Consider the following 25900-nt stretch of genomic DNA (forward strand, 5'->3'; position numbering starts at 1 on the left):
CTCGGGTCCATAGAATCCGGTTAGCCTTATGGCGCGTTTGGCGAATCCAATCGGTCTGCCAACCACTTCTGTCCGACGCCGACAGTTGCATATATGGCGGGTGCACTTAAGCACGCCACGGCAAGGGGTGCACTAAACGGCAGTGTGACAGCCGCTCCAACAAATGCTGTGGCAAGAAAGCTTTTCGATCCAGCCATCTCAAGGCAATGGTCTCCGGCTCTATTAAATCGTTCTGAAATACTCATTAAAAACTCCTTGTTCAAAAGCAAATTAGCAAGCGAAGGCATTTAGGTCAATAATGCTGACTTATATCTGTTTCCGCTTGGTTTGGGTTCTCTGACCTGCTTTGAAAACTGCGGCCAGCCTGATGGCTGACCGCTGCTCGGTTAGAGACTTGGCGACCGAGTTGCCAGTTCATCTTCGATATTGCGCATCGATTGGAATGCGTTGCGGCGTTGTTCAGAGCCGCGCGGGGCGGCTGCAAAGGCGTTGAATGCTGCCTTAAGTAGGCCGTGCAATTCTGCCGTGCTGCGGGATGCCGCTTCAAAACGTGAGACGAGTTTCATCTCATCCTCCTTTTTCTTCAAGGAGGCCCCGAACCGTTCAGGGCCTTTCGGCCCTCGCACACACCATCATTGGCCCAGTGAAGGCGCTGATGGTTCGGCGGTCGCTCTCGCTAAGAAATCGGGGATCAGAGGCGAAACGTTTCGTAGCGGTTTGATGTGTCTCTTTCGCTGATCGGCAGGATTAGGTGGCCTGGATCAGGCAGTTTGAAATCAGCCATTGCGTACCCGCCTGGCCTTAACAGTGCGGCGACGTGTTCTATCCAAAAGATGTCTCGAAGTTGGCTGGGGATGCGGTGTCCAGAAACATAACAATGTCGGTTGGCCTTGGCTGGCACAGTTTTCTAATCCGTGTCCATCGATCTTCTTTGCTTGGGATGGCTTGCAACCAGAGCCCATGAATCCCTGGCCGAAGGCGGCTCATCCATCAACATCCTGCCCGCTCCAAGTATCCGTGTTGGATATGACAGCTGTGCCTTTGCCTCCGGCGCGTCGGGAGGGCGTTAGCAAGCCAACCCAAACAAAGGAGAAAAGACATGGCACGCGAAAACACACACAACCAACCAAGCCTGAATGCGCCCGACTATCTGGCTTGGCACGTCACCCAGAAAGGCGAGAAATCGTTCTGGAACAAAGTCGGCGCGGCATGGACGCACAAAGACGGGCGGGGCTACACCCTTCAGCTGGAAACCTGCCCGATCAATGGCCGCATCGTCCTACGCCTTCCGCTGGAAGATGCCCCTGAAGTTGCAAACGAAGCGGGGCGCTCATGAGCGCCCCCAATTGCTCCAAGACCTTTCTCGTCGATCCGGCTCGACTTAGCTCTGGCCGGTGGTGTCATGAGCGGGATCGTCAGATTGGAGAAGGCGATATCGCCGCCTCCTACAGCGCAGACAAGATCGCTCTGGAAGGCCGTGTCCGATCACCCTTCAAGTGGCAGAAAGTCCTTTGGGTATCTGTTGGATCAGCATGGCCGCATGACAAGCAAGGTGTTCAGGCCTATCGCCTTCTGCCCACGCGCTTCTTCGATGGTACGCCCATTAGCTACCACGAGAATACGATGCTCGGCGACGAAGCTAGAACCAGACCCGAGGGATTCTACCACGGCATGTCCGTACACTACGGCAAGCAGCCTCACGTTCTGGTCGGTCCGAAGGCAATCTTTCTGCCATCCAAAGAAGCCGAAGAGCCGAAGCAAATCGATCTTCTGGACCTTCTTTAAAGATCAACGCCGCCCTTTCGGGGCGGCGCAAATCTCACTTAGAACTCAAACTCGATGCGAATGGGGATTGATGTCTCGGTCGGTTTTTCATTCTCGCCCTCCTGACAAAACATTTGACCGATGTCGCGAGCGGCCATGTCAAACTGTTTGCCTCGGAACGAACGGTAGGCCGATGCAAGCAGCTCGTAGCTTTCCGTCTCACCATCCACTTCGAAGTCGAAATAGTCAGTGATGGTGCATGTGCCAGAAGAGCAAGTCAGAGTGAATGTGCCAACGGAGCGTGCGAAATCGGTGGCGATTGCTTCTGTGGTCAGAGAGCGTCCCTTAAAATCTGGTCTGTCATCGTCAAGAGGTTCGTTGCCTGAGTTAAAGTTCAGGTAAATGTCGCGATCCAAAGTGTTCAGGATCAGCCTGCCGTTCTCTGCGTTTGCAATGCTTCGCGCTTCAGATGCTCTGGGTTCCAGCTCGCGGCGAATTTGATCGATCTTGTCTCTAAAGAACATGCGCGCTCTTCTCATCTCATCGTGTTGTTCGATGTCCGTTAGCCGCGTGACATCCGAACGTATCAACTCCGAGACGACTTCAAGATGTTGATCGGAAATCAGATCGAGATCGGTTTCATCAAAGACGCTGGTATCCTGAGTAATGCATCTCCGCATCAACTCCGTACTAAGGCGCGGGCCGTGGGCGTAATCCATCACGCCCAGATACGCCTGCAACGCCAGTCCTGTCATTGCCCGAACCGGGTCTTCATGCAGAACTGAGAAAGCGGCTACACCAAAACAACCAGACAAAACTACGTTCTTTACTCTCAAATTTCCTCATCAAAAAGGAAATGAGAATACATGAAAACGCGATATTATGCAAAGTTTTCATATTGTTAGATATTATTCCGGCTGATGGTCATCTTCATCGTACCAATCATCGCGTTTGGCTGATGGTTTGAACTCCGGCACCAAGATGTCCGGCTTTTGACGAAAGCGTGCGTGGGTGAGCCGGATGGCGAGGCGCACCGTATCCTCGGCCTTCAGCCGAAAATGCTGGCGCAAATCATCCAGTTGGCTGGCATGCACCTCGTCTAGGTTGAGCATTAACGTATGTCGCATGAGTTTACTCCTTTCACTGGGTTATCGATTGAAATCAGGGCCGCGATCACGGGATTTCTCGCGGTCTTTCTGACGCTTTTCGTCTCGCGCCTTGGATTTGAGGTCTTCTGGAACGCGTCCTAGGGCGATTGCTTTGGCGATATCGGCCGCCAGTCCGAACAAGGTTTTCCTCTGATGCTGGCGCACCAAAGCGACCCTTTTCTGTAGATTTTGACGCTCGACAATCTGCTGGCGGATCAGCGCTTGCTTCTCAGCCAGATCACGGGATCGAGCCTTCTTTATCTCGGCTTCGTTGATCTGACGAAGCTTGCGGTTCTTACCTGTAATCCAGCCCCATAGGCCGCGCATACCTTTGGGCATGCGTGCGGCTCGCGCTTTTTCTTCCGACAGCCAGCGTTTCTCTTGGCGACGACGCAGACTTTCACGTTCACTACGTTGCCGCTGGACAGCTTGTTCGCTTTGGAACGTGATCGACAGCCGCATCTTCCTGGCTTGTGATTCAGCTTCCTTCGCCCATTCCATGATTTTCGGTGTGAGCTGCGCACTGATGAGCGTCTTTGTTTCCTGGACGGTGAAAAGCTCCTGCCTATCGCCCAGACGTGCGGCCAGCTCTTTCTTCTTTTCACCGATGGCTCGAGACAGCGAATAGACTTCGCCGCGCCAATCCACTGCGACGTAGCCTCGCTTGTCTCCTTGCGCGAGCCAGAAACCCTTCTCTTGTAGAGCGGCTTCGAAACCTGAGCGTGAGTCGGATACGTTCCAACACTCTCTGAGCAGTGCCTTCGTCTCCTTTGGATCAAGGCCGGTGCGCTTAGCTTGTTGCCATTCCATGAATGAGAATTTCAGCGGATCGCGCTTGCGGCGATCCTGAAGGCCTTCTGGCAGAGGCCATCCATTTTCGAGGAAGAGCTGTTTGGAGATGTCGGTCAGGTGGCGTTTGTAGAAGGGAAACTTGATCGCCTTCATCTCGTCCGCGTCGATCCTCGACCAGACGGCATGCGCATGGCGACGGCCTTCCTTCTCATGGAAGACAATTGCTCTTGGTTGGCCTTCAAGACCTAAAGCGGCTTCAAGGCGGGCTATCGCTTTTTCGAAGGTTTGGACGGGCACGTCCGCGTAGTCGGGCGGATTCAAGCTCACTGAGAACAGATGATTGATGCACTTCGTTCCCATCGAGATCGCTTCTGCTTCTAGAAGTGCGCCGCGCAGATCATCTGCGACGAACCCCCGCAAATCGTGCAGTTCGACATGATCATTGTCCCTAGTGTTTAGCAGGTGACGGGCGAGTTCCTGTGCGCTGCCGCGTTGATTTGCGTTCAATATCATGGCGGGCCTCCGTCTTTTCCGAAGGCTTCAAGGAGAACCTGGCGCATGTCCTGAACGGCGGCGCAGGCTTTCCGAAGATCGCCTTCTGTTTCCGGATGTACTGGAAGGGTGCCCGTGTTTACGGCACGCGCCATCTGATTGAGGTTTGACGAAAGCCGTGACTGCCCGAGAGCTGCCAGGACTTGCGCTATCGCCCGATGGTCTTTGACAGGAGCTGCATGCCTGCGTCTGACCTTCGGCAGTTCGCGGTCGAATAGGACGCACTTGATGTACGTGCCGAGAGGCACGCCATTCGCGGCTGTTTCCAGCTTGGCGCGCTCGTCAAACGTAAGCCGAAGCGAGAAGGGCGCTTCGCGCTTGCTCTGCTTGCTTTTGGTGTTGAATTCGGTTCTCGCAGGCATATCGGGAACACTCCCCGACTTGCGCGGAAACGGCTGAAGTTTTATTTATTTCAGTCGGTTGATCCGTATCGCAGGTCGTATTCTGCGACGAGTGAGACGCGTCGGTTGCGAGCCCCCGCAACCAACGCTTCGCAGTCACTTTCGGTGACTGTTGAGAGGCGTTCAGATCGCTTCCCCGCAACCAACGCTTCGCAGTCATCGGCTGCACCGGATGAGGAGCGTTTAGATCGCCCTCCCGCAACCAAGAAAACAAGGCCTCTGAGCGCTACACGATCGAGGCCTTTTTCTTTGTGTCCGACACGTGTCGGTATTGCAATCCATCTTGAGAACTCCACTCATCAGGTGAATTTAGGGTATTCAGAACCCACACCACCCTTTTTGATGTAAGCGTTGCATCTGACCCCCAAATTGGCGTCTTCCGGCATAGGCATCTAAAGCCTATATTGGCGCCACGCGCCAATACGGAAACTCATATTTGTGTCCTTACGGCCCACAGCCGACACTGTTCGCTTGAGCGTGCCGCTCTGCAGCATTCCGCAAAGCGGCCCCACCCTCAATCACAGTTTCGTTGCTTTCAACTCTTCGGCCCGACAATAGGCCAATCTATTTTTGCTAAGCTGGAGCTCGCCGCGCTCTCAAATACGGCTAAGCAAGCACTGAAAGTATCACTACAACCTTGTAGGGTAGCAAAGATTTGATGCTCTTCTTAATCTGGACAGCCCTCCGATTGGGGTCTTCTGAATGTGTCGAGTTCACTTGCCGCGTTTCTTCTGCCACTCAATCAATTCGAGTATTGGTGCATTCTCCTGACCTTCTGGGATGATTGGATCTATGCTTGGGGAAACTGCCATGCCATCAGGATCATTGAGTCCGATGGTCCAAGCTTCCCTTATCACAACCTCGCGTTTCAGAATCGACAGATCAAAGTGGAAGTCAGGTGGCCTTCCTTCGTCGGATAGGGTCACTGGCACTAAGGCATACCTCTGAGATGCAGCAAATGCTTTGCCAAAATTCTCTAGGTTTCGTGGGTCAGGGTTCTCCATGGTCTTCATTTTTGAAGTCACGAAGATGCGATCAAGCACTTTGAATTGCGCTTTGTCGATATTTGAACTCACTGCCAACGTGTAGGCGTTGGGGTTCGACTTTTCGACTCTGGTTAATATCACAATGCGAATTTTCTCAGTTGCATCTTCTCGCCCGATATCGGAAATCCAGTTCTCAAAGATGCGCCGTCCGGCTTCGCCGTTCCTAAATAGCAGGCCCAAGAAGGGTGGTGCGTTCGGTATGTCTTTGCCCCCTAAAATTGGGCCACTACTTTGGCCGAGAAGGGGGAACAAGGGATGGCTCGGAAGCGATACTCGGACGAAGACATTCTAAAGCTGCTGCGTGAGATTGAACTGAAGCTGGCAGAGGGCGACGATGTTCGGACAGCCTGTCGTGGTGTCGGTGTCAGCGATGCGACCTACTACAATTGGCGGCGTCGGTTCGGTGGCATGGGCAAGTCGCAACTGTCGGAGTTGCGCAGCCTGGAGAAAGAAAATACCCGGCTGAAGAAGATCGTGGCCGAACTGGAACTGGACAAGCTGATCCTCAAAGAAAGTCTGAACTACCTAAAACCGAGGGCCTGACGACGAGCCAACTTCGTCAGGCCGTCATTCATGCTCGCCAGAAGCTCGGCACATCAGAGCGTCGCACCTGCAAGGTGGTCGACCTTGCACGCAGTTCCATGCAATACCAGGCCGTAGAGAAGAACGATGATGCTCTTCGACTGGCCATGATCCGTCTGGCCAAGAGCTATGGCCGGTATGGCTACCGTAAGGTGGCGCAGCTACTTCGGGTCGAGGGCTGGTGTGTCAATCACAAGAAGGTAGAACGGCTGTGGCGGGAGGAAGGTTTGCAACTCCCGCAGCGGCACAAGAAGAAGCGTCGCCTGTACCACAAGGACAGCTCGATCATTCGACTCCGACCGACGCATCCTAACCATGTCTGGAGCGTCGATTTCGTTCACGACAAGCTGAGCAATGGGCGGAGCTACAAGATGCTCACGGTTTTGGATGAATACACCCGCCAGGCGCTCGCAGTGGAAGTTCGGACCCGCATGGGTTCTGAAGATGTGCTGGAGGTTCTCTACGGGCTGTTCCTGCGCCACGGAAAGCCTGATTTCGTTCGAAGCGATAACGGCCCAGAGTTCTCTTCACGGGCAACCCAGAGTTGGCTCGAGAAGGTCGGTGTGAACCCGATCCGGATCTACCCGGGCTCTCCCTGGGAGAACGGATACAACGAGAGGTTCAATGGAACGCTCCGCCGCGAGGTTCTCAATTCCGAATGGTTCACAACGACCAAGCAGGCACAGATCGTGATCAATTGCTGGCTCAGGCAATACAACCACACCCGACCGCATCAGGCCCTCAACATGCGCCCACCAGTCCCCGAAACTCTAGTCCGAGATGGCCCAGAACACGGGGGCTAGACAGTTTCTCATCGGTGTATTTGACCGTCAACTCGCGGGGCGTCAGGCCCTCATGATCCAGCGCAAATTCAACGCAGTCTCTGCGGATGCCATTCTGGATACGTTTCCACACCGACCTCGGACGGGGAGAGTGATCAGCAAGCGCGTCGATACCACCGTCAGCCCAATGTGCATACCGATCGTAAGGTGCTTTCGGGAACTTCGATCATTGCCTGTCGGGCGGTGCCACCAGCCAGCCGGCTCTTTCCAGCCTCAAGGAATTCCTTCGACCAGGAATAATACAGGCTCTTGGCAATGACCTCCCGGCAGCAAAGTGCAGCGATGCTCTCCTCGCCAGAACAAGCCGCTATGGGTGATAAAAACTTATCTACTCCAAGCGTTTGCCGCTTACTGGTAGTTTATCGTGGGATTTCGGGAAGAAACGGCCAAGCTTATCTATCTTATCGTCGGTCAACGGATGTAAGTCACCCTTGCGGTCGCTCTACGTCACGCTGCGATGCCGCATGACGGGTCAGAGCTGCCTATTCAACCGATCGACGCGACTCGCTCATCGAAGTTTTCAGCGGGTGAGAAACAAGTCACGATCATGACTGGATCGATCACTCTTCCGCTTGTGACACGGCCTTCTGGTAGAGATGCCATGTGGTGTGGCCAAGGATCGGCAGGGTGAAGATCAGGCCCAGGAACGCAGGAACCAGCGACAACAGCATGGTGACCGAGATAATTGCTGCCCAAGTCAGCATCACGCCTGGGTTCTCCGTGACGGTGCGAATGGATGTAATCATAGCCGAAATGAAATCGATGTCCCGGTCAAGAAGCAGGGGCATCGCGATTACAGTCACCGTGAACAGGACAGCCGATAAAAACGCGCCTGAGCAGGTGCCAATTGCAAGAAAGGTCCAACCTTCTGGGGTGAAGAATACGGTGTTCAAAAACCCGCTGAAATCCGAGAAGGATGCATCCTGCAGTATGATCGCCAACCACAGCCGGATCTGGTACATCCACACCCAGAAAACGAACAGGGTGACAAAGGCCATCCAGCCCATTTCGCGCTTGCGTTGATTAATCATGACAGTCAGGATTTCGGACCATCCGAAGTTTTCATTCTTTTGCAATCGACGGGACATTTCATAAAGCCCGGCTGCAGCGAAAGGCGCGACCAGTGGAAAGCCTATTATGGCGGGAATGATCATCCAGATCTTGCCAAGCCATACCAAGCTCCAAACAAACAGGATCCCGAAAACGGCATAGAACAGGCCGAAGAAACCGCTCATAAACGGACGAGCCAAAAAGTCGGAGAACCCGGCCTTCAGCGACGCGGTGATATCACCCCTAGTCACCTTGTTGACCTTGGGAATGGCCTGTCGTTGCGGCATCGGATCGTCCGGTGGTGTGGAACCTGCGGTCTTGGATGTCATGGCATACTCCTCCCGAGGCAGGGCGCTCTGCTGGTCCGTTTGCGAGAAAGCCCGGCGGTGAAACAGACATCCCTCCTCTGAACTCAAGTTTGCCTCAGCTGAGGCATTTCGGCAACGAGGGAGTATCGCAGCCAAGCCCGCAACGCCGAAAGGGAACCCTGATTAGGCTTCGGCGCTCTACAATCGCTGAAAGCGATGAGGTGAGTAAGGTGCTTTTGCGGATGATGGCTGTTCCGAGGCCGTGGTCATGACGCGGATAGGTTTCGGGGCGCATGGAAAGACAAAAGGATGAAAGCCCGAACTGTCGGTCGAACGCAGCGCAAGCTGCCTGATAAACGTGGTAAGACCGAGATCATGTTAGGCACGCTCAATGATTGGAGACACGTCGCAACCCGCTTTGATAGATGTCCAAGGTCTTTCACTCAGCCGGCGCACTCGCTGCGACCGTCATCCAGTAGTTATAAGTCACTAGCTTTAAAAGCGAATTCCCCGCCGCTGAGATGGAACCAAGCTGTCCGGGCGCGCCGCAACGCTATTTCGAGCGATTTCTGCAAAACCCGGATCGTTCACAATCCAGTGGCGCAAAGTCTTTGCGATGGCTTCCCGTGTTTGGCGTGGCCCGTGCAAATAGTGAATCATCATTGCCTGGAAGATTGCGTCTTGGCTTTCGGCGCTTAGGTGGGACGCGGCCGAGACTGCTGCGCTTACTTTATTCACGCCGTCCAGTCCGTCCCTTTCAATGATTGCGGTTGCATAGGCGCCAAGCAATCTATCCTGCGCGTGGGTCAGAGAACGTTCAAACCCTTGAAGCAGAAACTGTCCAGCGGCCTCAGAGTCGCTAAAGCCAAGGGTGAGTATCTTAGCAGGTTTAAGGTACATCTCACGAGGATTGGAAAAGCTGCCCAACAGTGTTTGTGTGTCTGAACTGGTGTCCAGAGTTTGCAGAATACTATACGGAGCCTGGTCAAGCTCGGTCAGGGCCATGTTTCGTATTGAAGGCTCTTTGTGGCTGAGAAGCGATCCGAAGAACTGGTAGCGGCTGACGCGCTGAGTTGACCACGCCTCAAGATTCGAAAGGATATGCTGGAAAACCTGCCTGTTCGATGTGTCGATATAGGCCAAGCGCGCCCAATTTCCGGTCTCGGCGTTTTTTGCGAACAAGACCCTGCCGTCCAAATTGCTGCCAAGTTTTCTGCGTGTTGTACTGTCCACAAGAAACGGTATCTCTGCCTCGGTCAAATCTCCCTTGATCGCCTCGGAGGCTTTGTACTGAAAGGGCATGTCAGGGTCAGTTGTGGCCAGTACCACCACTGCTCCATCCATCAGAGAGCTCACCACGCTTTCACGTGCCGACACTGCATGAAAACCGCATGGCATCGCCGCCATAGGCAGGAATGTCAGGGTGCAGCTTAACAGCACGGTTGAAACACAAGGTCTTATCATCTGATCAAGCCTGAAAAACATGCGGAATATTCTAACATGCTTTCGTGGCCTAGCGTGATCAATTTGTTCGGCCGCCGTGCACCAGACAAGTGGTGCACGGGCGTGGTCGATCGCCAGACAGACGTGCATTGACGTTAGCCGCAGTCGGCCCACCAATGTAGTAAGGTCTGTCCGGCTATTCGTTTAAGTCGATGATTGAATTTGTGACTATCGGTCAATCCTTTCTGACATCACCGGCAAACCGCGCCGCGTTTTCCTTGGCAAAGGCGCTGGCATCGGCATTTGCGTCCCAAAAATGCGGGTTTGCCTTGGGAATGGTCAGTGCCTTTTGTATAGATGGGCGCGTGTCAATGCGTTCGAACCAGGCCTGAAGGTGAGGTAAGCCATCAACACTTGTGCGTGCCCAGACATAGGCGCGTGCCCACGGATAAACCATCATATCCGCGATCGTGTATTCCCCGGCGGCCAGCCATTCGCGACCTTCCAGATGCGTGTTCAGAACCTCAAGCAGGCGTCGCGATTCGTCGACATAGCGTTTGATTGAGAACGGTTCCTCATGTCCGTTGGGGGCCGCGATGTGCTGAAAATACATGGCCTGACCCATCATCGGACCGACATGGCCAACCTGAAAAAACATCCACTGCATCACCTCGGACCTTTTGACCGGGTCCGCGGGAAGGAACGCCCCGTATTTCTTAGCCAGGTGCCAAAGGATTGCGCCGCTTTCAAAAATTGCACGCCCCTCGGCCCGGTCCTCAATCACCGGGATTTTGCCGTTTGGGTTGAGTTTCAGATAGTCCGGCGTTTTCTGTTCCTGTTTCGAGAAATCGATAGAGGTCAGATCGTAGGGAATGCCAGCCTCTTCAAGGAAGATAACCGGCTTGTATCCGTTCATGGTGGCCGCGGTATATAGGTGGATATCAGGCCGGGACATAAGCGACCTCCGGGAAAACAGAGTTCAGGTGGGCATCGAACCGTTTGAAATCCGCTTCGATCTCGGGGTTTTTCATGACATCAAACGCGGCGAAGGTTGGTAACTGCTCCATGGCAAAGAATTTAGCGTTCAGATGAGCCGGGCGCAGCAGGTCATCGACGCTGCCGCCTTGAAAGAAGGGTTCTGACGGGTCATTGAACGCTTCTTTTGGTGCGTTGAATGTCACGGACAACATGTACTTGGTGCCCTTGAGTGTTCCGCCCATCCCATAATTCGCTTTTGGCGCCTCGGTCGTGCGGCCATCGCCAGCACATAAACGCCCATCCATTCCGGCGGTATAGACATCGTCCATGTACTTTTTGAACACCCACGGTGTTCCCATCCAATTCACCGGAAACTGCATGATGATCACATCGGCCCAAACATGCGACGCAACCTCGGCTTCGACGTCATAGCCATCTGAAATGGTTGTCAGTCGCACTTCGTTTCCTTTTGCGGCCATGGCCTCTTGCGCCCTTTGCGCAAAGCTTGCGTTTAGCCTGCCAGGGGCAAATTCATAGGGCTGCGTACCGTTGATGATCAGAATGTTGCTCATGTCTGAAACCTCGTTCAATTGACTGATTGACGCTTGACTTGAAGCGGCTTGAAGGGAAAGTTGTGTTTCCTGAGATGGAAAAGCAACCAGTATACTTTTTGTAACCTGCCTTTATACCTACGGAGGTGCGCAATGCGGGCGCGGGTCGAAGATGATACCAAGGGACGAAGACAGGTTTATGAAGCCTGTACAGAGCCTTGTGCGATTGAGCGTGGTATGCGGATCATCGGCGGAAAATGGACGGGATCAATCTTGTGGCACCTAAAGGACGGTCCTGTACGATTTAACGATTTGTCCCGAATGGTGGGCGGTGCCAGTAAAAAGATGATAGCCGAACGTCTGCGCCAGCTTGAGGCGCAAGGTTTGGTGCGGCGTGAGGTGATGGATACTGCGCCAATCTCAGTCCACTACGAGATAACCAAGAGGGGACGCACCGCGCTTGGATTTTTGGACGCATTGCGTGAGTGGAGTGAGAGTCTGCCGCAGCATAACTCCGATGCCTGACCCACGTGTCTGTCCAAGGTGCGATTGGGGCAGAAGACCGTAAGGCGCATTGCCTTTTATTCAGGATTTGATCACCCGGACGCGTCGTACGCCAAACATGTGATCACAGGACAAAAGCCGCAAAGCGAGAAGCGCCAGCCCGCGCTTCTCGTTTGCCGCCGGGGTTTAGAAATCCCAGTCTTCGTCTTCGGTCGCGACAGCCTTGCCGATGACATAGGATGATCCCGAACCCGAGAAAAAGTCGTGGTTCTCGCTGTCAGGGCTGAGCGCGGCCAGGATAGCCGGGTTCACTTCGGCAACCTCTGGTGGAAACAGCGCCTCGAAGCCAAGGTTTTGCAGCGCCTTGTTGGCATTGTAGTGCAGGAACACCTTTACGTCTTCGGTCAGTCCGATCTCGTCATACAGTTCCTCAGTGTACTGATTTTCGATGCCGTAAAGCTCGAACATCAGCGAGAACGCGTAGTCCTTAAGTTCCTGTTGCTCATCATCCGAAAGCTTTTCATAGCCACGCTGGAATTTGTAGCCGATGTAATAGCCATGCACGGCTTCATCGCGGATGATCAGGCGGATCAGGTCGGCGGTGTTGGTCAGCTTGGCGCGGCTGGACCAGTACATCGGCAGGTAGAAGCCGGAATAGAACAGGAAGCTTTCCAGAAACACCGACGCGATCTTACGTTTCAGCGGATCGTTGCCCGGAGCGTATGTGTTCAGGATCGCCTCGGCCTTGGCCTGCAGATGCGGGTTTTCTTCGGACCAGCGGAAGGCTTCGTCGATCTCTTTGGTCGAACAGAGCGTCGAGAAGATCGAGGAATAGCTGCGGGCGTGCACCGCCTCCATAAAGGCGATGTTGGTCAGCACGGCCTCTTCATGCGGGGTCACAGCGTCGGGCATCAGGGCCGGGGCACCGACCGTGTTTTGGATCGTGTCCAGCAGGGTCAGGCCGGTAAAGACGCGGATGGTCAGCTGTTTTTCGTGATCCGTCAGCGTGGCCCAGCTTTGAATGTCATTAGACAGCGGTACCTTTTCAGGCAGCCAGAAATTGACCGTCAGGCGGTTCCAGACCTCAAGGTCCTTGTCATCCTCCAGCCGGTTCCAGTTGATGGCGCGGGGGATCTTGGTTTGGATCATATCTTTCATTTCACTTCCCCTTACAACGAGCAGGATACGCAGCCCTGCACTTCGGTCCCTTCAAGGGCCTCTTGGCGCAGACGCACGTAATAGATGGTTTTGATGCCTTTCTTCCACGCATAGATCTGCGCGCGGTTGATATCGCGGGTCGTGGCCTCGGCCGGGAAGAACAGGGTCAGCGAAAGGCCCTGATCGACGTGTTCGGTGGCTGCGGCATAGGTGTCGATCAGCGCCTCGGGGCCGATCTCATAGGCATCGCGGTAGTACTCAAGGTTATCATTGTTCATGAAAGCCGCCGGATAGTAGACACGGCCGATCTTGCCCTCTTTGCGGATTTCGATCTTTGAGACGATGGGGTGGATCGAAGAGGTCGAGTTGTTGATGTAGCTGATCGAGCCGGTCGGCGGCACGGCCTGAAGGTTGCGGTTATAGAGGCCGTGTTTCATCACATCTGCCTTCAACGCTGCCCAGTCGTCGCGGGTGGGCAGGGTCATGCCGTCGAACAGAGCCTTAACCCGCTCGCTTTCGGGCAGCCAGTCACGGGTGGTGTATTTGTCGAAGAACGTGCCCGAGGCGTAGTCTGACTTCTCGAACCCCTTGAACGACGCCTTACGCTCCTGCGCCAGATCGCAAGAGCTGCGGATCGCATGATAGGCCACGGTTGCGAAGTACACGGATGTGAACTCGACCCCCTCAGGCGAGCCATAGTGGATGTGCTCGCGGGCGAGGAAGCCGTGCAGGTTCATCTGTCCCAGACCAATTGCGTGGCTCTCATCATTGCCCCGACGCACCGATGGGACCGAGTCGATTGCCGACATCTCGGACACCGCCGTCAGCGCCCGGATCGCAGCGCCGACAGTGCGGCCCAGATCGCCGCCATCCATCGTCTTGGCAATGTTCAGCGAGCCGAGGTTGCAGGAGATATCCGTGCCCAGATACGAATAGCTGAGGTCATCGTTGAACTCAGACGCTTCATTGACCTGCAAAATCTCGGAACACAGGTTCGACATGTTGATCCGGCCCGCAATGGGGTTCATCCGGTTCACCGTGTCTTCGAACATCACGTAGGGGTAACCGGATTCGAACTGAATCTCTGCAATGGTCTGGAAGAACTCACGCGCATTGACTTTGGATTTGCGGATTCGCTTGTCATCGACCATCTCGTGATACTTCTCCGTCACCGAGATTTCCGAGAACGGCACGCCGTAGACCTTTTCCACATCATGCGGTGAGAACAGATACATATCGGCGTTTTTCTTCGCCAGTTCGAAGGTGATATCGGGGATCACTACGCCCAGAGAAAGCGTTTTGATACGGATTTTCTCATCCGCGTTTTCGCGCTTGGTGTCGAGGAACCGCATGATGTCGGGGTGGTGAGCGTTCAGATAGACCGCACCGGCGCCTTGCCGCGCGCCCAACTGGTTGGCGTAAGAGAAGCTGTCCTCCAGCAATTTCATCACCGGGATCACGCCCGAGGATTGGTTTTCGATCCCTTTGATCGGCGCACCATGTTCACGGACATTGGTCAGCAACAGGGCCACGCCGCCACCGCGTTTTGACAGTTGCAGGGCCGAGTTGATGCCGCGCCCGATGCTCTCCATGTTGTCTTCCAGCCGCAACAGGAAGCACGAGATCAGTTCGCCGCGTGAGGCCTTGCCTGCATTCAGAAAGGTTGGGGTCGCGGGTTGGAATCGACCATCCAGAATCTCTTCCATGAAGGACATGGCCAGCGCCTCATCCCCGCGGGCCAGTGCCAGTGCGGTCATCACAACACGGTCTTCGTAACGCTCTAAAAAGCGCTGCCCGTCACGGGTCTTCAGCGTGTATGACGTGTAATATTTGAACGCGCCCAGAAAGGTCGGAAAGCGGAATTTCTTGGCATAGGCCGCATCCCAAATCTTGCGCATGAAGTTCTTGGAATACTGGTCCAGAACGGCCTCTTCATAATAGCCCTCGGACACCAGATACCCCAGCTTTTCATCCAGCGAGTGGAAGAACACGGTGTTCTGATTCACATGCTGCAGAAAATACTGCCGCGCGGCCATGCGGTCCGCATCGAACCGGATTTTACCCTCGCCGTCATAGAGGTTCAGCATCGCGTTCAGCGCGTGATAATCCTGCTCGTTTAGGCTGCTGTCGAGCATAGGTGTCTCCCTAGTTTCTCAAGCCCTGCGCGCACGCGGGCGATGTCGGTTTCGGTGCCGGCCAGCTCAAAGGAATAAAGCAGTGGCACGTTGCATTTCTGGGCGATGATGCGACCGGCGAGGGCATAGGTCGCACCGAAATTTCGGTTCCCGGCGCCGATAACCCCAGCGATCCCGGCGCGCCTGTCCGGATCGTTCAGGAACCCAATGACCTGTTTCGGCACCGCGCCGCGCCCTTGGCCATCTGCGTAGGTCGGGCAGATCAGAACATACGGGTGCGAGGGGCGTGGCATCTGGTTCATCTGCATCGGAATGCGCAAAGCAGGAAGGCCCAGTCGCGTGACAAAGCGATGGGTATTTCCCGATTTCGATGAAAAATAGACCAGCGCCGGGCTCGGCGCCGCCACGGATCAGGCCAGCTGAGCGATCATGTCAGGCCGAAACCCGGACCAGTGATCGTTTCCGGCGACAACAACAGGAGCTTGACGATATCCCAGCTCGGTCACGTGGGTCATGGCGCTGTCATCCTGCGTCAGGTCAACCACGTCATATGTAATACCTTTTGCATCCAGCGCGCGGGTGGTGGCGGTACATTGCACGCATGCGGGTTTTGAATACACGGTAATGCTCATCTGTCCTCTGTCCTTTTCGTCAAAAGCCGAGGACGCCATCGCGCAGACCTTCTCTGCGCACGCCCCCGAACCCTCCGTTCGTGGTTATCGTTCTTGCTTGCGGCAGGTCTCCTGGCTCGCGGATCAACGTTCAGGCTGGCCTTCCCAAAACACCGTTTCAGTGGCGTGTTCAGCCGAACTTTCCGCTTACAGTTGCGGGGGCAGCGCCGGAATTTCACCGGTTTCCCTCTTAGTTTTCGACCGGAATCGAAATCACCGAAGCAACTTCATATTGGGTGTGGAAGTAAGGTGTTGTCAATATGTAGTATGCGCTTCGTGTTAATTTCTTCGTTGGAGTCGGAGTATCAGACACGCCGCAGCCCCGCATTTCCCACAGTCCAGAGCGCCATCTTTAAAAACCATTCACACGCTGGACAAGCCAGAAAAGCGACACACACCCGATGGCGTAGCCAGTGATCGACCTTGCAATGGAATCCGGACCTGATGGAACAGGGCGTATCACATGGCGCCATAGGAATAGCCCAAGTGAAAGGCTCGTGACAAAAACAAGCTGGCCCGCTTCGACCCCCACATTAAAGGCCACAAGAGCGGTCGGAATATCCCCGGGAGGCAGGCCAATCTCGGTCAGGGCGCCGGCAAAGCCAAGCCCGTGCAAAAGGCCGAAACAAAAGCAGACAATCCAGGGAAATTGCTCGGACAACCTGACTTCGCCGTCTTTGTGTTTGAGGATTTCCAGCGCCATAAACACGATTGAAAGGGCGATCACGGCCTCGACCGGGGCGGACGGAACGTGCAACACACCAAGCGTGGCCAGCGCCAGCGTTATCGAATGCGCCACGGTAAAAGCTGTCACAGCCCCGATCAAGCGCCATGGATCACGCACCAGAGCAAACAGGGCGAAAACGAACAGAAGGTGGTCCAAACCTTCCAGGATATGCTCGAAGCCGAGCCAAAAGTAACTTACGAAAACGGATGAGGTGGATGCACCTTCTGGCAGGTTCAGAACAGTCGTCTCAGGCGTAAATCGCAATGTTGCAGTCGTGGCGTCCAGGGGTTGATACCGCAACAAAACGTCGTTGCGCTGCCGTTCCAGGCCCTGAATAGTCACAGCCTGACCGGCGATTTGGGTGTTGCACGCGGCGATCCACGAAGAAACCCAAGCGGCTGTGTCGAAAAAGGGCTGCGGGCCCTGCGCCGGAGTGCAGGACGAAGGCAGAATGGCGTCGATCTGCATCGGTTGCCCATTTACATCTGGTATGCGCCAAAACACCTGCCATGAACCGGGCGCAAGCTGTTTCAGGTCCAGATATCCGGGGTCAAGGGCATGCGCATGGCCGATTCTTGGCAGGCAGACCAGCCATATCGTCAGCATCAAACCAAGCAGCCCCTTCATTCCTGAGGGTCCGGTGTTTGAATGCGGTATTGCGCGGCAAGGCTTTCATACTGCGCCTCAGCCAGTTCCTGCGCTGTGTCGCGGCGCCATGCAGCCAAAACTTCTTCTCGAATCTCATTCAAAGGCGGCAGGACTTCTGGCCGTGTTTCGGTAATCCTGACAAGGTGCTGCCCATAACCAGATTGGATCGGACCAACCCACTCGCGCGGCTCCAACACAAACAGCGTGTTTGAAAACCCCTGACCGAACGTGCTATCGATGGCACTTGAAGCTGACAGTGGTAAAGAGCTTGGCATCAAAGATCCCAGGCCAATCTCAGACCAATCCTCACCAGCTTGCAGTTCGGAAAATGCCCTGTCGATTTCATCCGATACTGGTTGAGCGCCAAGAAAAATCTGATCGAATGCAATCTGCGCCGGCACCGTAAACCGCGCGGCATTTTCCGCAAGATATGTGTTAAGCGCATCGTCCTCGGGGACCACGGATGACGCAATCCCATCGAACAGGAAATTCATCTTTTGCGCCAGTCGCGCCCGAACAATCTGATCTCCGCGATCCAGCCCCAGCTTGCGCGCCTCGCGCACGAGAACCTCTTCACGTATCCTTGCGTCAATCAGGGCCTGTAATTCATCATTGCGTGGCGCGCGTTTCCAGGTGGTTTCAAAACGGGCCGCCAAAAGATCAACTTCGCCGGTGTCGATTACAATCGTCTCGGACCGCTCAGGTGTTCCGCCCGTTTGGCCGACCAGAGAAAACCAGCCAAATACGGCTGCTCCAATCAGAATGAAGTGAAGCAAGGGCTCTTTCAAAATGCGCATGAACAGTCCTGAAACCAAGTCGTTGCTTGCGTCAATCGTAGGGTCGGGCTGTGGCGTAAGTCAAATGGCTGACGGGCGGGTTCTTCATGAAAACCAATGCTGTGACCCAGTGTCGAGACGTTTCATGGAACGCCTCGACGCGGGTGTGCGTCCTGGCTGTTTCATTCACCGGGCGTGTACCAGATCGGCGAGGAATAGGCGCGTTCCTGATGGATCAGCTGCGCCTCTGCCGGCAGGTCAACGTCAAAGCGCAGCTTGTCATACAGAACCCAGCGCGGGGTTGGAATTTCAAGAACCCGCGCATAGTAAAAGGCGCGCTCATCCGGGTTGAAATCGGGGTCGGTCCAGACCGTGATCAATTCGGACGTGCCGATCGTGTTCGTCCAGCTTGCGGTATCCAAATCCACGGTGTTGCCGACCTCGGGCAGGTTGCCATCCGCATCTATGACACGATCATCAGACCAGGCCACGTTGTACACCTTTTCTTGCAGCGTACCGTCAGTATCAAGCCAGCCTTTGACGACCTGAACCCGATCCAGATTGGCTCCGATCGGGTCACGCAACGCTCCGATCAGAAAAGTCGGGGCACCATCCCCTTCGCGGGGGCGCAGATCACTGCCCATGGGCACGCCCTTGGTATAGCCGACTTTGGCAATGAATCGGGTTTCAAGATCGCTGTCATCGAACTCCCAGCCGCCAAAGAACCGCAGGCCTATCCGAGGGCCGGTCGTTGCATAGGTCTCGCGCCGCTTGAACGCATCGAAGATTGCGGCGCGCGTGTTGTCGGTGGCCCACACGGCGGTATATCCGGATGCAACCAGCGTGTGGCCTTCGATAACGCCTTTATCGCTTTCGACAAACGGGTGCAGTACCCGCGTGGCCGAAGGTTCGGCGCTGACGGATTTGCCGAAATAGTTCTCTTCTTCCGCCGTGGCAAGGGATGTGTGGCTGTCAGTGGCGCCGCCCATTCCGAACTTATAGGGGTTCACGCCGAATTTCTCTTCCAGCGCCAAGCCCCGTTTCAGGGCTTCGCGGGCATATTCGCCGGCCAGCATGTCGTCGGTTTTCAACTCGCTTATGTCGAGGTTGCCGACATCCCAGTTTTCATAATCGGCGAAGGGATCATCCGGGCTGAGGAAAGGGTGTGCCTCACCATCGCCCTTGATTTGCGTGACCTCGTAATGCGGTTCCCACTTGGCGCGGTTGCTTACGTATTCCTCATCAACCTTCCCGCCGTGATACGTGTCTTCGGTTGGAAACATCCAACCGTTTGACAGGTTGCCGTTATGCGCAAACGCGATGGCACGACCGCCGGTTTCTGACTGATATTCCTCAAGCCAGGCATAGAGCGCCTTCGGATCGGTATCGCCATATGGGGGTTGTGTCACGGGCGGCACCATCTGTAGTGCCCGGATCGGACCATCGCGTAACATGACATTGCGGTGCAAGTTGAACCCTTTCGGGACCGAGGTCCATTCAAACCCTATAAATGCGGTGAAATTGCCGGGATCATTATGGCGTTCAGCTGCCAGCACAATTTGTTCCCACGTGAAAGCAAACGCATCGGCACCCGGGCTGTAGGATTCCAAAAGAAGCTCTGGCAAGGTCATCTGCGAAAAGTTAGTGATGATATCGAACGCCGCTTTCGCTGCATCTTCGCCACCGGCCGTGTAGCCCTCAAACCATTCCAACCCTTTAGGTTCGGCCAGCACTCCGGGCTTGCCTGCCTGCAAGTCAGGGGCAAAGCCCATCAGGTCGGTGTGATCGGTCAGCACCATCCAGTCCAGCGGCCTGGCCAGCCGCACCGGTTGACCGGTTGATGAAATGACTTGTTCACCTTTTGCGAAACGCCATGCCTCGTCCGGCAGCAGCGTATTGCCAAAAGCCCCGGCATCCAGCGAAAGGCCGGTGTGCAAATGGGTATCCCCCCACAATGGCCGTTCGGGGAAAGCCCGGTTGGCATAGGGCGAATACGGGGTTTCGGTAAACAGGCCCTCGGCGGCTTCTTCGCTGGGCACAGCATCCGTATTTGCATAGGCAGGAACCAAGGAAAGCGTGAGAAAACAGACGGTCAACCGAAGCATGTGAAACCCCTTTTGCAGTTTTTGCGTGTTCAACTCAAAAATGCTGTGTGTATAAATCTAAACATAACAATAACATTGTATTTTGATGTGTGGTAGAAAAACTTTGGCGGTCTTCGCACCGCCTGAACAATGTCAGCAGGCCGACCGAAGCACGGAAACAAGCCGGTTTGCAGCGTCCGAAAGTGTCTTTTCCTCAAAGGCTGCATACCCAAGCACAAGCCCCTGCATTTTGTTTGGCAGGACGCAGTGTTTAGACACTGCGCCGAGCTGCAATCCGTGTTTGTGGGCCAGTTTACAGACGTCCAAATCAGAAACCTGATCTGGCAAACGTTCCCGAAGGCCGATGCACAGATGCATTCCGGAGGAGTCGGCCTTAACATCCAAAAGGTCGGACAACGGGGTAAGTGCACCCAGCAAATGAGTCTGCCGTCGCGCGTATACGCGCCGCATGCGCCGCAGATGCATTGCGAACTCACCACTATTCATAAAGGTTCCGAGTGCAGGTTGCGGGATCAGCGACGCGCGCGGTCCGGTCCGTTCAAGATAGCCCAGGGTTTTTTGAAGCAAGCGTTTTGGCACAACCATATATCCGATCCTAAGCGCCGGGCTGACCAGTTTTGAGAAGCTGCCAAGGTAGATCGTGTTGTTCAGGCCATCCAACCCGGACAGGGAGGGCAAAGGTTGCCCCCGATAGCGGAACTCGCTGTCATAATCGTCTTCGATCACTGTGGCGCCGGTCTGCCTGGCCCAATCCAGCAAGGCAATCCGACGGGGCAAAGGCAGGCTGACCCCTGTCGGATAATGCCGGGACGGAGTGACAATTGCGGCGTGGGCTTCGTTTGGAAGCCGGTCCACGGCAAACCCCTCTTTGTCGATGCGAACTGGCAGGGCGCGATTTCCGGTATCAGTTAGGATAGTGTGCAACTTGGGCCAGCACGGGTCTTCGATTGCGACGGTTTTTTCTGTGCCAAGCAAGCCGTGGAAAATCACCTCGAAGGCTTCGCGCGCGCCTGAGGTGATTACAACCTGACCCGGATCGCATTTCAGGTGACGCCACGCGGCAAGGTGATCCGAGATCGCCTCGCGCAGGGGATACCAGCCCTGAGGATCAGGGCGTCCCAAAAGCTCGGGCGCGGGCGCGCGCCATGCACGTTCAAGATGGCGGGCCCATTGCCTGCCCGGCAGCAACGACTGATCCGGCAGTCCAGCTTGAAACGGCAGCCACGGTTCAGTCCTGGGAGCGGCCGGTCGAAAGATGGGTTGTGGTTGAGACAGGTGGGTGATGTCACTGGCCACATAGGTGCCACTGCCTTGGCGGGTGACCAGATACCCCTCGCTGATCATCTGATCATAGACGGCTTGAACGGTTGTTCTGGAAATCGACAATTCGGACGCAAGTGTGCGACTGGAAGGCAGTCGCGCACCCACCAAATCCGGAGACGCGGATATAATGTCGTGCAACGCCCCACGCAACTGCGTCTGCAATGACGTCTTTAACGACGTATCCATGGAAATCGCAAACAGGTCACGATTCAAATTGGACTTAGAAAAAGTTTTAACATTGGACATTTATAAATATCCAATATCCGGGCATGACAGCGGTAGCAAGAACAATCACGAGTCCCGAAGATGACCGAGACATTGCCAGTCACAGACCGAAGCCGCCTGCGCCGCTTGCATGAGCGGGGGCATTTTGACCGCGCGACGATCAACAGTATTCTGGATGCCCAGCCTATGTGCAGCGTGGGATACATCATTGATGGCAAGCCTTTTGTGACGCCAACGCTGCAATGGCGCGAGGGAAACCATGTCTATTGGCATGGCTCCTCGGCCAGCCGCGCCTTACGCAATTCCCGTGACGCACAGGTTTGTCTGTCGGTCGCTATCCTTGACGGATTTGTCCTGGCCCGTTCCGGCATGCATCATTCGGTCAACTCGCGCTCGGTCACGCTGTTCGGCACCGCAAGCAAGGTCGAAGACCCGGCGGAAAAGCTGGATAAGCTGGGTCGTTTCGTCAACGGCCTTTTTCCGGGGCGCTATGAAGGGTTGCGGCCTGATCACGCGCAGGACCTGAAGGCGACCATGGTGCTGGGCATGGAAATCTCAGAAGGCAGCGCCAAAATGCGGACAGGTGGCCCCGTCGACGAAGAAGAGGATTATGACCTGCCCATCTGGGCCGGTGTCATCCCTGTTCATACATCGGTCGGCAAGCCGATCCCTGACCCGCGAAACATCAAGGATGTGCCGATGCCTGACCATGTCCGATCCTTTCGGCTGTAGGGTCGGGGGCTGAGCCAACACTCTTTCAAACTTCCTCTTGCCCTATTTGGAACGTTCCACTAAACGTTTGGAACGTTCCAGAATCGGGGAGGGGATTAATGCACTGGGCATTTGTTGGGGCAAGCACAATCGCGGCGCAGCACATGCTGAATGCAGTGCGTCGACAGCCCGGTCACAGCGTGACTTGGATTGTCAGCAATTCACCCGACCGGGTTCAAACCTGGGCCGCTGAACACGACATTCCAAACGCCACAACGGACTTGCAGCAAGCTCTGACCGATGCTTCCGTGGGCGCTGTCTACATCTCTTCGACGAATGAAAAGCACCACGCGCAGGCGATGGCGGCCATTGCGGCTGGTAAACACGTCTTGTGTGAAAAGCCTTTGGGTATGACACAGGACGAGGCAGTTGAAATGGTGCGTGCCGCGCAGGATACGGGCGTGACCTTTGGCACCAATCATCATTTGCGTTGCTCCGGCAGTCATCGCGCCGTGCGCGAGTTGATCGCGTCTGGCCGGATCGGCAAGGTTCTGTCGCTGCGTATTCATCATGCGGTGCATCTGCCGGATAACTTGCAGGGCTGGCGGATCAATTCTGCCGATGCCGGTGGCGGAGTGATTCCGGATATCGTTGTACATGACGCCGATGTCACGCGGTTCCTGCTGCAAGAAGATCCTGCATCGGTGGTCGCCCAGATGACCAGTTCGGGTATGGGGCAGGGGGTTGAAGATTCCTGCATGTCGGTCTGGACCATGCCCTCGGGCGCGATGGTCATGACCCATGAAAGCTTTACTCATCCCTTTGCCGGATCAGGGCTGGAAGTGCACGGAACCGAAGGGTCGATTTTTGCAAAAGGCGTCATGACGCAGCGCCCGGTTGGCGAAATTGCCCTTGTGACAGAGGCCGGGTCAGAAGATGTCCCGTTCTCGGACCAAGATTTGTACGTTCAGGGGGTTTCGGACTTTGTCGCTGCTGCGTCGGGACAGGGGCGACCGGCCGCAGATGGGCCGGACGGTGTGAAATCTCTGTCTGTTGCCCTGAGCGTGCGTGAAGCTGCGGCCACGGGTCAGCGCGTCAACATCAACTACGGTGGTTTCTAATGACCAAACTGGTTTCAGCCGCTGCGGCGGTCTCGCGCATTCCTGACGAAGCCGTTGTGACAGTGTCTTCTTCATCGGCGCTGGGCTGCCCTGATCTGGTGCTGCGCGCGTTGAGTGAGCGGTACAAGGCCGAAGGGCATCCGCGCAACATCACCACTCTGCACCCCATCGCCGCCGGGGACATGTACGGCGTGAAGGGGATGGAGTATCTGGCGCAAGATGGGCTGTTGGCTCGGGTCTTGGCCGGGTCCTACCCCTCGGGTCCGTCCAGCCTTGAGATGCCCGAAATCTGGAAGATGATCGTTGAAGATCGGGTCGCCGCCTATAACGTCCCATCAGGCATCATGTTTGACATGCATCGTGAGGCCGCCGCACATCGACCGGGCGTGTTGACGCAAGTTGGGCTGGATACTTTTGTCGACCCGGTGCGCGAAGGCTGCGCCATGAACGCCCGTGGGGCGGCGGACCCTATTGTCGCGCGGGCTGAGTTTGCAGGCCAAACCTGGCTGCATTTCCCGAATATCGTTCCGAATGTCTGCATTTTGCGGGCCACCACGGCGGACGAGTTCGGCAACCTGACCTATGAGCACGAAGGTGCCTATCTGGGCGGGCTGGAACAAGCGATCTGCGTGCGCAATCACGGTGGGCTGGTGATCGCGCAAGTTCAACGTGTCACTGCCGAAGGCAGCCTGCGTCCGCATGATGTGCGGGTGCCCGGCCATCTGATCGATCTGGTGGTTGAAGATCCTGATCAGAAACAAACGACTGAGACGCTCTATGACCCGGCGATTTCCGGCCAGATCATGCGCCCGTGGGAAAGCTTCGCGCTGGCCGAGCATGGTGTTGAAAAGGTCATCGCCCGCCGGGCCGCGATGGAACTGCGCGCAGGTATGAGCGCCAATCTGGGCTTTGGCATCAGTGCCATGGTCCCGCGTATTCTGCTTGAGGAAGGGCATCCCAACGCCGTCACATGGGCTATCGAACAAGGTGCCGTGGGTGGTGTTCCGCTGACGGGGTTTGCCTTTGGCTGTGCCTCGAACGCGCATGCCTACGTGCCGTCACCCCAGCAATTTATCTATTTTCAGGGGGGCGGATTCGACATGTCGTTCCTTTCGTTCCTCGAAGTGGATGTCGAAGGCAATGTGAACGTCTCAAAGCTGGGTAAGAAACCCTATCTGACGGCAGGTTGCGGCGGCTTTGTCGATATCACCGCGCGGGCCAAAAAGATCGTGTTCTCTGGCTGGTTCGAAGCCGGGGCCAAGATTGAGCTGACGGATGACGGGATTCGCGTTAACGCCCCCGGAAAATTCACCAAGATGGTGGATCAGGTTGAGCATGTCACCTTCTCGGGACGTCGTGCGCGTGAAACTGGGCAGGACGTGATCTACGTAACCGAACGCTGCGTGATCCGGCTGATGGACGAAGGTCTGGTCGCCACTGAGATCATGCCCGGCATCGATGCACAACGCGATATCGTGGCCGCGTCTGGCGGGCGCGTCAAAATCGCCGAGAATGCAAGCCTGATCTCAAAATCATTGTTCAGCGCCGGGCCAATGGGGCTGCAGCCATGACCGGGATCGGCTTTCATATCGAGGGTGCGGTGGCGGTTCTGACCTTGGAAAATGAGGCTAAGCTGAACGCACTGACCACCGACATGCTCGACGCGCTGGAGGCAAGAGTGCAGGAGGTCGAGCGCAGACCGGAAATCCGCGCGATAATCGTGACCGGGGCAGGGGAAAAGGTCTTTTGCTGCGGGGCAGATATTGGCGCGTGGGGTAATCTTAGCCCTGCCGAATTCGCACGCCATTGGGTGCGCGATGGGCATCGCATTTTCGACCGGTTGGCTCGTTTGGGCAAACCCACCATTGCTGCCATGAACGGTCACGCATTTGGTGGAGGGCTGGAATTGGCCAGCTGCTGCGATCTGCGTGTGATGGCCCCGCGCGCGACGCTGGCCCTGCCCGAAGCGCGAATTGGCATCGTGCCGGGGTGGTCGGGCACGCAGCGTCTGACCCGGCTGATCGCAGAAGGCGCGGTGAAAGAGATGGCGTTGTTCGGTCGCCGCATCGGTGCGGACCGAGCCGTTGCGCTGGGCTATGCCGCTGAGGTGGCAGACGACGTTCTGGCCCGTGCGCTTGAGATCGCTGCCGAATTGCAGTCCCTATCCCCACGCGCGACCGAGATATCCAAGAACATGATCCATGCAGCCGTGGGTGAAGATGCCCACGCGATTGTCGAAGCGCTGGGCAGTGCGGCGGCAGCGGCCTCAGCGGATCGGGACGAAGGCGTTGCAGCCTTCATGGAAAAACGAAACCCCTTGTTTTCTGGCCTTTGACCAC

27 protein-coding genes, 1 pseudogene and 1 riboswitch are annotated in these 25900 nt (G+C 55.7%); of the genes and pseudogenes, 10 read left to right on the forward strand and 18 right to left on the reverse strand.

All coding sequences use genetic code 11. The features are described 5' to 3' along the window. Positions 1-386: 386 nt before the first annotated feature. Positions 387-566 carry a hypothetical protein gene (locus AVO44_RS17820; protein ID WP_068340022.1) on the reverse strand — a complete coding sequence of 60 codons (180 nt, stop codon included), beginning with the start codon at positions 564-566 and terminating at the stop codon, positions 387-389. A gap of 533 nt (positions 567-1099) precedes the next feature. On the opposite strand from AVO44_RS17820, the gene AVO44_RS17825 reads away from it, so the two are divergent. Both AVO44_RS17825 and AVO44_RS17830 read left to right on the forward strand, forming a co-directional pair. Next, positions 1100-1336, forward strand: coding sequence for a hypothetical protein (locus AVO44_RS17825; RefSeq protein ID WP_068340026.1), 237 nt, complete (start codon positions 1100-1102; stop codon positions 1334-1336). Next, on the forward strand, positions 1333-1785 hold the full coding sequence (locus tag AVO44_RS17830; protein WP_068340029.1) for a hypothetical protein: 453 nt from the start codon (positions 1333-1335) through the stop codon (positions 1783-1785). The genes AVO44_RS17825 and AVO44_RS17830 overlap by 4 nt, the downstream gene beginning before the upstream one ends. A 38-nt stretch (positions 1786-1823) precedes the next feature. On the opposite strand, the gene AVO44_RS17835 is transcribed toward AVO44_RS17830, so the two are convergent. The 5 genes from AVO44_RS17835 to AVO44_RS17855 all read right to left on the reverse strand — a co-directional run bounded on the left by AVO44_RS17835 (position 1824) and on the right by AVO44_RS17855 (position 5883). Further along, a complete protein-coding gene (locus AVO44_RS17835; protein WP_068340031.1) occupies positions 1824-2519 on the reverse strand; it encodes a hypothetical protein in 696 nt (231 codons plus the stop codon). A gap of 153 nt (positions 2520-2672) precedes the next feature. Next, a complete protein-coding gene (locus AVO44_RS17840; RefSeq protein ID WP_157770024.1) occupies positions 2673-2891 on the reverse strand; it encodes a hypothetical protein in 219 nt (72 codons plus the stop codon). Between the two features lie 21 nt (positions 2892-2912). Next, positions 2913-4217 (reverse strand): relaxase/mobilization nuclease domain-containing protein, encoded by a 1305-nt coding sequence (locus AVO44_RS17845; RefSeq protein ID WP_068340037.1) that lies wholly within the window; start codon positions 4215-4217, stop codon positions 2913-2915. Further along, entirely contained in the window at positions 4214-4618 is a 405-nt protein-coding gene (locus AVO44_RS17850; RefSeq protein WP_068340040.1) for a hypothetical protein, read from the reverse strand. The genes AVO44_RS17845 and AVO44_RS17850 overlap by 4 nt, the downstream gene beginning before the upstream one ends. A 752-nt stretch (positions 4619-5370) precedes the next feature. Further along, positions 5371-5883 carry a hypothetical protein gene (locus AVO44_RS17855; RefSeq protein WP_068340043.1) on the reverse strand — a complete coding sequence of 171 codons (513 nt, stop codon included), beginning with the start codon at positions 5881-5883 and terminating at the stop codon, positions 5371-5373. Between the two features lie 75 nt (positions 5884-5958). Here AVO44_RS17855 and AVO44_RS17860 point away from each other — a divergent pair, with 75 nt between their 5' ends. Both AVO44_RS17860 and AVO44_RS17865 read left to right on the forward strand, forming a co-directional pair. Further along, on the forward strand, positions 5959-6246 hold the full coding sequence (locus AVO44_RS17860; protein ID WP_068340046.1) for a transposase: 288 nt from the start codon (positions 5959-5961) through the stop codon (positions 6244-6246). Between the two features lie 26 nt (positions 6247-6272). Continuing rightward, positions 6273-7088 carry an IS3 family transposase gene (locus AVO44_RS17865; protein WP_068340209.1) on the forward strand — a complete coding sequence of 272 codons (816 nt, stop codon included), beginning with the start codon at positions 6273-6275 and terminating at the stop codon, positions 7086-7088. A 599-nt stretch (positions 7089-7687) separates the two neighbouring features. Here the strand turns inward: AVO44_RS17865 and AVO44_RS17870 are convergent. Beyond that, positions 7688-8506, reverse strand: coding sequence for a DUF2189 domain-containing protein (locus AVO44_RS17870; RefSeq protein ID WP_068340049.1), 819 nt, complete (start codon positions 8504-8506; stop codon positions 7688-7690). Positions 8507-8731: 225 nt separating this feature from the next. On the opposite strand from AVO44_RS17870, the pseudogene AVO44_RS21625 reads away from it, so the two are divergent. Continuing rightward, positions 8732-8964: pseudogene (locus AVO44_RS21625) on the forward strand (IS5/IS1182 family transposase); the annotation flags it as partial. A gap of 16 nt (positions 8965-8980) precedes the next feature. Here AVO44_RS21625 and AVO44_RS17875 read toward each other — a convergent pair. The 3 genes from AVO44_RS17875 to AVO44_RS17885 all read right to left on the reverse strand — a co-directional run bounded on the left by AVO44_RS17875 (position 8981) and on the right by AVO44_RS17885 (position 11478). Continuing rightward, positions 8981-9841, reverse strand: a complete 861-nt coding sequence (locus tag AVO44_RS17875; protein WP_157770027.1) for a hypothetical protein — start codon at positions 9839-9841, stop codon at positions 8981-8983. A gap of 322 nt (positions 9842-10163) precedes the next feature. Beyond that, a complete protein-coding gene (locus AVO44_RS17880; RefSeq protein WP_068340056.1) occupies positions 10164-10883 on the reverse strand; it encodes a glutathione S-transferase family protein in 720 nt (239 codons plus the stop codon). Continuing rightward, on the reverse strand, positions 10870-11478 hold the full coding sequence (locus AVO44_RS17885; protein WP_068340058.1) for an NAD(P)H-dependent oxidoreductase: 609 nt from the start codon (positions 11476-11478) through the stop codon (positions 10870-10872). The genes AVO44_RS17880 and AVO44_RS17885 overlap by 14 nt, the downstream gene beginning before the upstream one ends. 132 nt (positions 11479-11610) lie before the next feature. On the opposite strand from AVO44_RS17885, the gene AVO44_RS17890 reads away from it, so the two are divergent. Next, complete coding sequence (locus tag AVO44_RS17890) at positions 11611-11982, forward strand: winged helix-turn-helix transcriptional regulator (protein ID WP_068340061.1); 372 nt, start codon at positions 11611-11613, stop codon at positions 11980-11982. Positions 11983-12147: 165 nt separating this feature from the next. On the opposite strand, the gene nrdF is transcribed toward AVO44_RS17890, so the two are convergent. The 8 genes from nrdF to pdxR form a co-directional block, all read right to left on the reverse strand. Next, the gene (nrdF, locus tag AVO44_RS17895) at positions 12148-13119 is read right to left on the reverse strand and encodes a class 1b ribonucleoside-diphosphate reductase subunit beta (protein ID WP_068340063.1); all 972 of its coding nucleotides are present in this window, start codon (positions 13117-13119) and stop codon (positions 12148-12150) included. An 11-nt stretch (positions 13120-13130) separates the two neighbouring features. Beyond that, positions 13131-15254, reverse strand: a complete 2124-nt coding sequence (gene nrdE, locus AVO44_RS17900) for a class 1b ribonucleoside-diphosphate reductase subunit alpha (RefSeq protein ID WP_068340066.1) — start codon at positions 15252-15254, stop codon at positions 13131-13133. Beyond that, positions 15236-15640: a class Ib ribonucleoside-diphosphate reductase assembly flavoprotein NrdI gene (nrdI, locus tag AVO44_RS17905; RefSeq protein ID WP_068340213.1), complete on the reverse strand. Its 405-nt coding sequence runs from the start codon at positions 15638-15640 to the stop codon at positions 15236-15238. Before nrdI ends, nrdE begins: the two co-directional genes overlap by 19 nt. Positions 15641-15664: 24 nt before the next feature. Continuing rightward, positions 15665-15886, reverse strand: coding sequence for a glutaredoxin-like protein NrdH (gene nrdH, locus AVO44_RS17910; protein WP_068340216.1), 222 nt, complete (start codon positions 15884-15886; stop codon positions 15665-15667). An 83-nt stretch (positions 15887-15969) separates the two neighbouring features. After that, a riboswitch (cobalamin riboswitch) is annotated at positions 15970-16161 on the reverse strand. Between the two features lie 116 nt (positions 16162-16277). Then, entirely contained in the window at positions 16278-17279 is a 1002-nt protein-coding gene (locus AVO44_RS17915; RefSeq protein WP_068340069.1) for a HupE/UreJ family protein, read from the reverse strand. Continuing rightward, a complete protein-coding gene (locus tag AVO44_RS17920) occupies positions 17276-18097 on the reverse strand; it encodes a peptidyl-prolyl cis-trans isomerase (protein WP_068340072.1) in 822 nt (273 codons plus the stop codon). The genes AVO44_RS17915 and AVO44_RS17920 overlap by 4 nt, the downstream gene beginning before the upstream one ends. A gap of 161 nt (positions 18098-18258) precedes the next feature. Continuing rightward, positions 18259-20181, reverse strand: a complete 1923-nt coding sequence (locus AVO44_RS17925; RefSeq protein ID WP_068340075.1) for a DUF3604 domain-containing protein — start codon at positions 20179-20181, stop codon at positions 18259-18261. A gap of 132 nt (positions 20182-20313) precedes the next feature. Then, complete coding sequence (pdxR, locus tag AVO44_RS17930; RefSeq protein ID WP_233422018.1) at positions 20314-21690, reverse strand: MocR-like pyridoxine biosynthesis transcription factor PdxR; 1377 nt, start codon at positions 21688-21690, stop codon at positions 20314-20316. Between the two features lie 120 nt (positions 21691-21810). On the opposite strand from pdxR, the gene AVO44_RS17935 reads away from it, so the two are divergent. The 4 genes from AVO44_RS17935 to AVO44_RS17950 all read left to right on the forward strand — a co-directional run bounded on the left by AVO44_RS17935 (position 21811) and on the right by AVO44_RS17950 (position 25896). After that, entirely contained in the window at positions 21811-22461 is a 651-nt protein-coding gene (locus tag AVO44_RS17935) for a pyridoxamine 5'-phosphate oxidase family protein (RefSeq protein WP_068340080.1), read from the forward strand. A 98-nt stretch (positions 22462-22559) separates the two neighbouring features. Continuing rightward, on the forward strand, positions 22560-23561 hold the full coding sequence (locus AVO44_RS17940) for a Gfo/Idh/MocA family protein (RefSeq protein ID WP_068340083.1): 1002 nt from the start codon (positions 22560-22562) through the stop codon (positions 23559-23561). Further along, the gene (locus AVO44_RS17945) at positions 23561-25132 is read left to right on the forward strand and encodes an acyl CoA:acetate/3-ketoacid CoA transferase (RefSeq protein ID WP_068340086.1); all 1572 of its coding nucleotides are present in this window, start codon (positions 23561-23563) and stop codon (positions 25130-25132) included. The genes AVO44_RS17940 and AVO44_RS17945 overlap by 1 nt, the downstream gene beginning before the upstream one ends. Further along, entirely contained in the window at positions 25129-25896 is a 768-nt protein-coding gene (locus tag AVO44_RS17950; RefSeq protein WP_068340089.1) for an enoyl-CoA hydratase/isomerase family protein, read from the forward strand. The genes AVO44_RS17945 and AVO44_RS17950 overlap by 4 nt, the downstream gene beginning before the upstream one ends. Positions 25897-25900 lie beyond the last annotated feature (4 nt).

It is taken from the genome of Ruegeria profundi, from assembly GCF_001507545.1.
Classification (GTDB): Bacteria; Pseudomonadota; Alphaproteobacteria; order Rhodobacterales; family Rhodobacteraceae; genus Ruegeria; species Ruegeria profundi.

Excerpts from the sequence above, each read along its gene's own strand:
- AVO44_RS17845 (WP_068340037.1), bottom strand. The coding sequence starts at position 4,217 with ATGATATTGAACGCAAATCAACGCGGCAGCGCACAGGAACTCGCCCGT.
- AVO44_RS17860 (WP_068340046.1), top strand. The coding sequence starts at position 5,959 with ATGGCTCGGAAGCGATACTCGGACGAAGACATTCTAAAGCTGCTGCGT.
- AVO44_RS17945 (WP_068340086.1), top strand. The coding sequence starts at position 23,561 with ATGACCAAACTGGTTTCAGCCGCTGCGGCGGTCTCGCGCATTCCTGAC.
- AVO44_RS17935 (WP_068340080.1), top strand. The coding sequence starts at position 21,811 with ATGACCGAGACATTGCCAGTCACAGACCGAAGCCGCCTGCGCCGCTTG.
- AVO44_RS17885 (WP_068340058.1), bottom strand. The coding sequence starts at position 11,478 with ATGAGCAACATTCTGATCATCAACGGTACGCAGCCCTATGAATTTGCC.
- pdxR (WP_233422018.1), bottom strand. The coding sequence starts at position 21,690 with ATGGATACGTCGTTAAAGACGTCATTGCAGACGCAGTTGCGTGGGGCG.
- nrdH (WP_068340216.1), bottom strand. The coding sequence starts at position 15,886 with ATGAGCATTACCGTGTATTCAAAACCCGCATGCGTGCAATGTACCGCC.
- AVO44_RS17830 (WP_068340029.1), top strand. The coding sequence starts at position 1,333 with ATGAGCGCCCCCAATTGCTCCAAGACCTTTCTCGTCGATCCGGCTCGA.
- AVO44_RS17950 (WP_068340089.1), top strand. The coding sequence starts at position 25,129 with ATGACCGGGATCGGCTTTCATATCGAGGGTGCGGTGGCGGTTCTGACC.
- nrdF (WP_068340063.1), bottom strand. The coding sequence starts at position 13,119 with ATGAAAGATATGATCCAAACCAAGATCCCCCGCGCCATCAACTGGAAC.
- AVO44_RS17850 (WP_068340040.1), bottom strand. The coding sequence starts at position 4,618 with ATGCCTGCGAGAACCGAATTCAACACCAAAAGCAAGCAGAGCAAGCGC.
- AVO44_RS17835 (WP_068340031.1), bottom strand. The coding sequence starts at position 2,519 with ATGACAGGACTGGCGTTGCAGGCGTATCTGGGCGTGATGGATTACGCC.
- AVO44_RS17920 (WP_068340072.1), bottom strand. The coding sequence starts at position 18,097 with ATGCGCATTTTGAAAGAGCCCTTGCTTCACTTCATTCTGATTGGAGCA.
- AVO44_RS17925 (WP_068340075.1), bottom strand. The coding sequence starts at position 20,181 with ATGCTTCGGTTGACCGTCTGTTTTCTCACGCTTTCCTTGGTTCCTGCC.
- AVO44_RS17840 (WP_157770024.1), bottom strand. The coding sequence starts at position 2,891 with ATGCGACATACGTTAATGCTCAACCTAGACGAGGTGCATGCCAGCCAA.
- AVO44_RS17825 (WP_068340026.1), top strand. The coding sequence starts at position 1,100 with ATGGCACGCGAAAACACACACAACCAACCAAGCCTGAATGCGCCCGAC.
- AVO44_RS17870 (WP_068340049.1), bottom strand. The coding sequence starts at position 8,506 with ATGACATCCAAGACCGCAGGTTCCACACCACCGGACGATCCGATGCCG.
- AVO44_RS17940 (WP_068340083.1), top strand. The coding sequence starts at position 22,560 with ATGCACTGGGCATTTGTTGGGGCAAGCACAATCGCGGCGCAGCACATG.
- AVO44_RS17890 (WP_068340061.1), top strand. The coding sequence starts at position 11,611 with ATGCGGGCGCGGGTCGAAGATGATACCAAGGGACGAAGACAGGTTTAT.
- AVO44_RS17820 (WP_068340022.1), bottom strand. The coding sequence starts at position 566 with ATGAAACTCGTCTCACGTTTTGAAGCGGCATCCCGCAGCACGGCAGAA.
- AVO44_RS17915 (WP_068340069.1), bottom strand. The coding sequence starts at position 17,279 with ATGAAGGGGCTGCTTGGTTTGATGCTGACGATATGGCTGGTCTGCCTG.
- nrdE (WP_068340066.1), bottom strand. The coding sequence starts at position 15,254 with ATGCTCGACAGCAGCCTAAACGAGCAGGATTATCACGCGCTGAACGCG.
- AVO44_RS17880 (WP_068340056.1), bottom strand. The coding sequence starts at position 10,883 with ATGTCCCGGCCTGATATCCACCTATATACCGCGGCCACCATGAACGGA.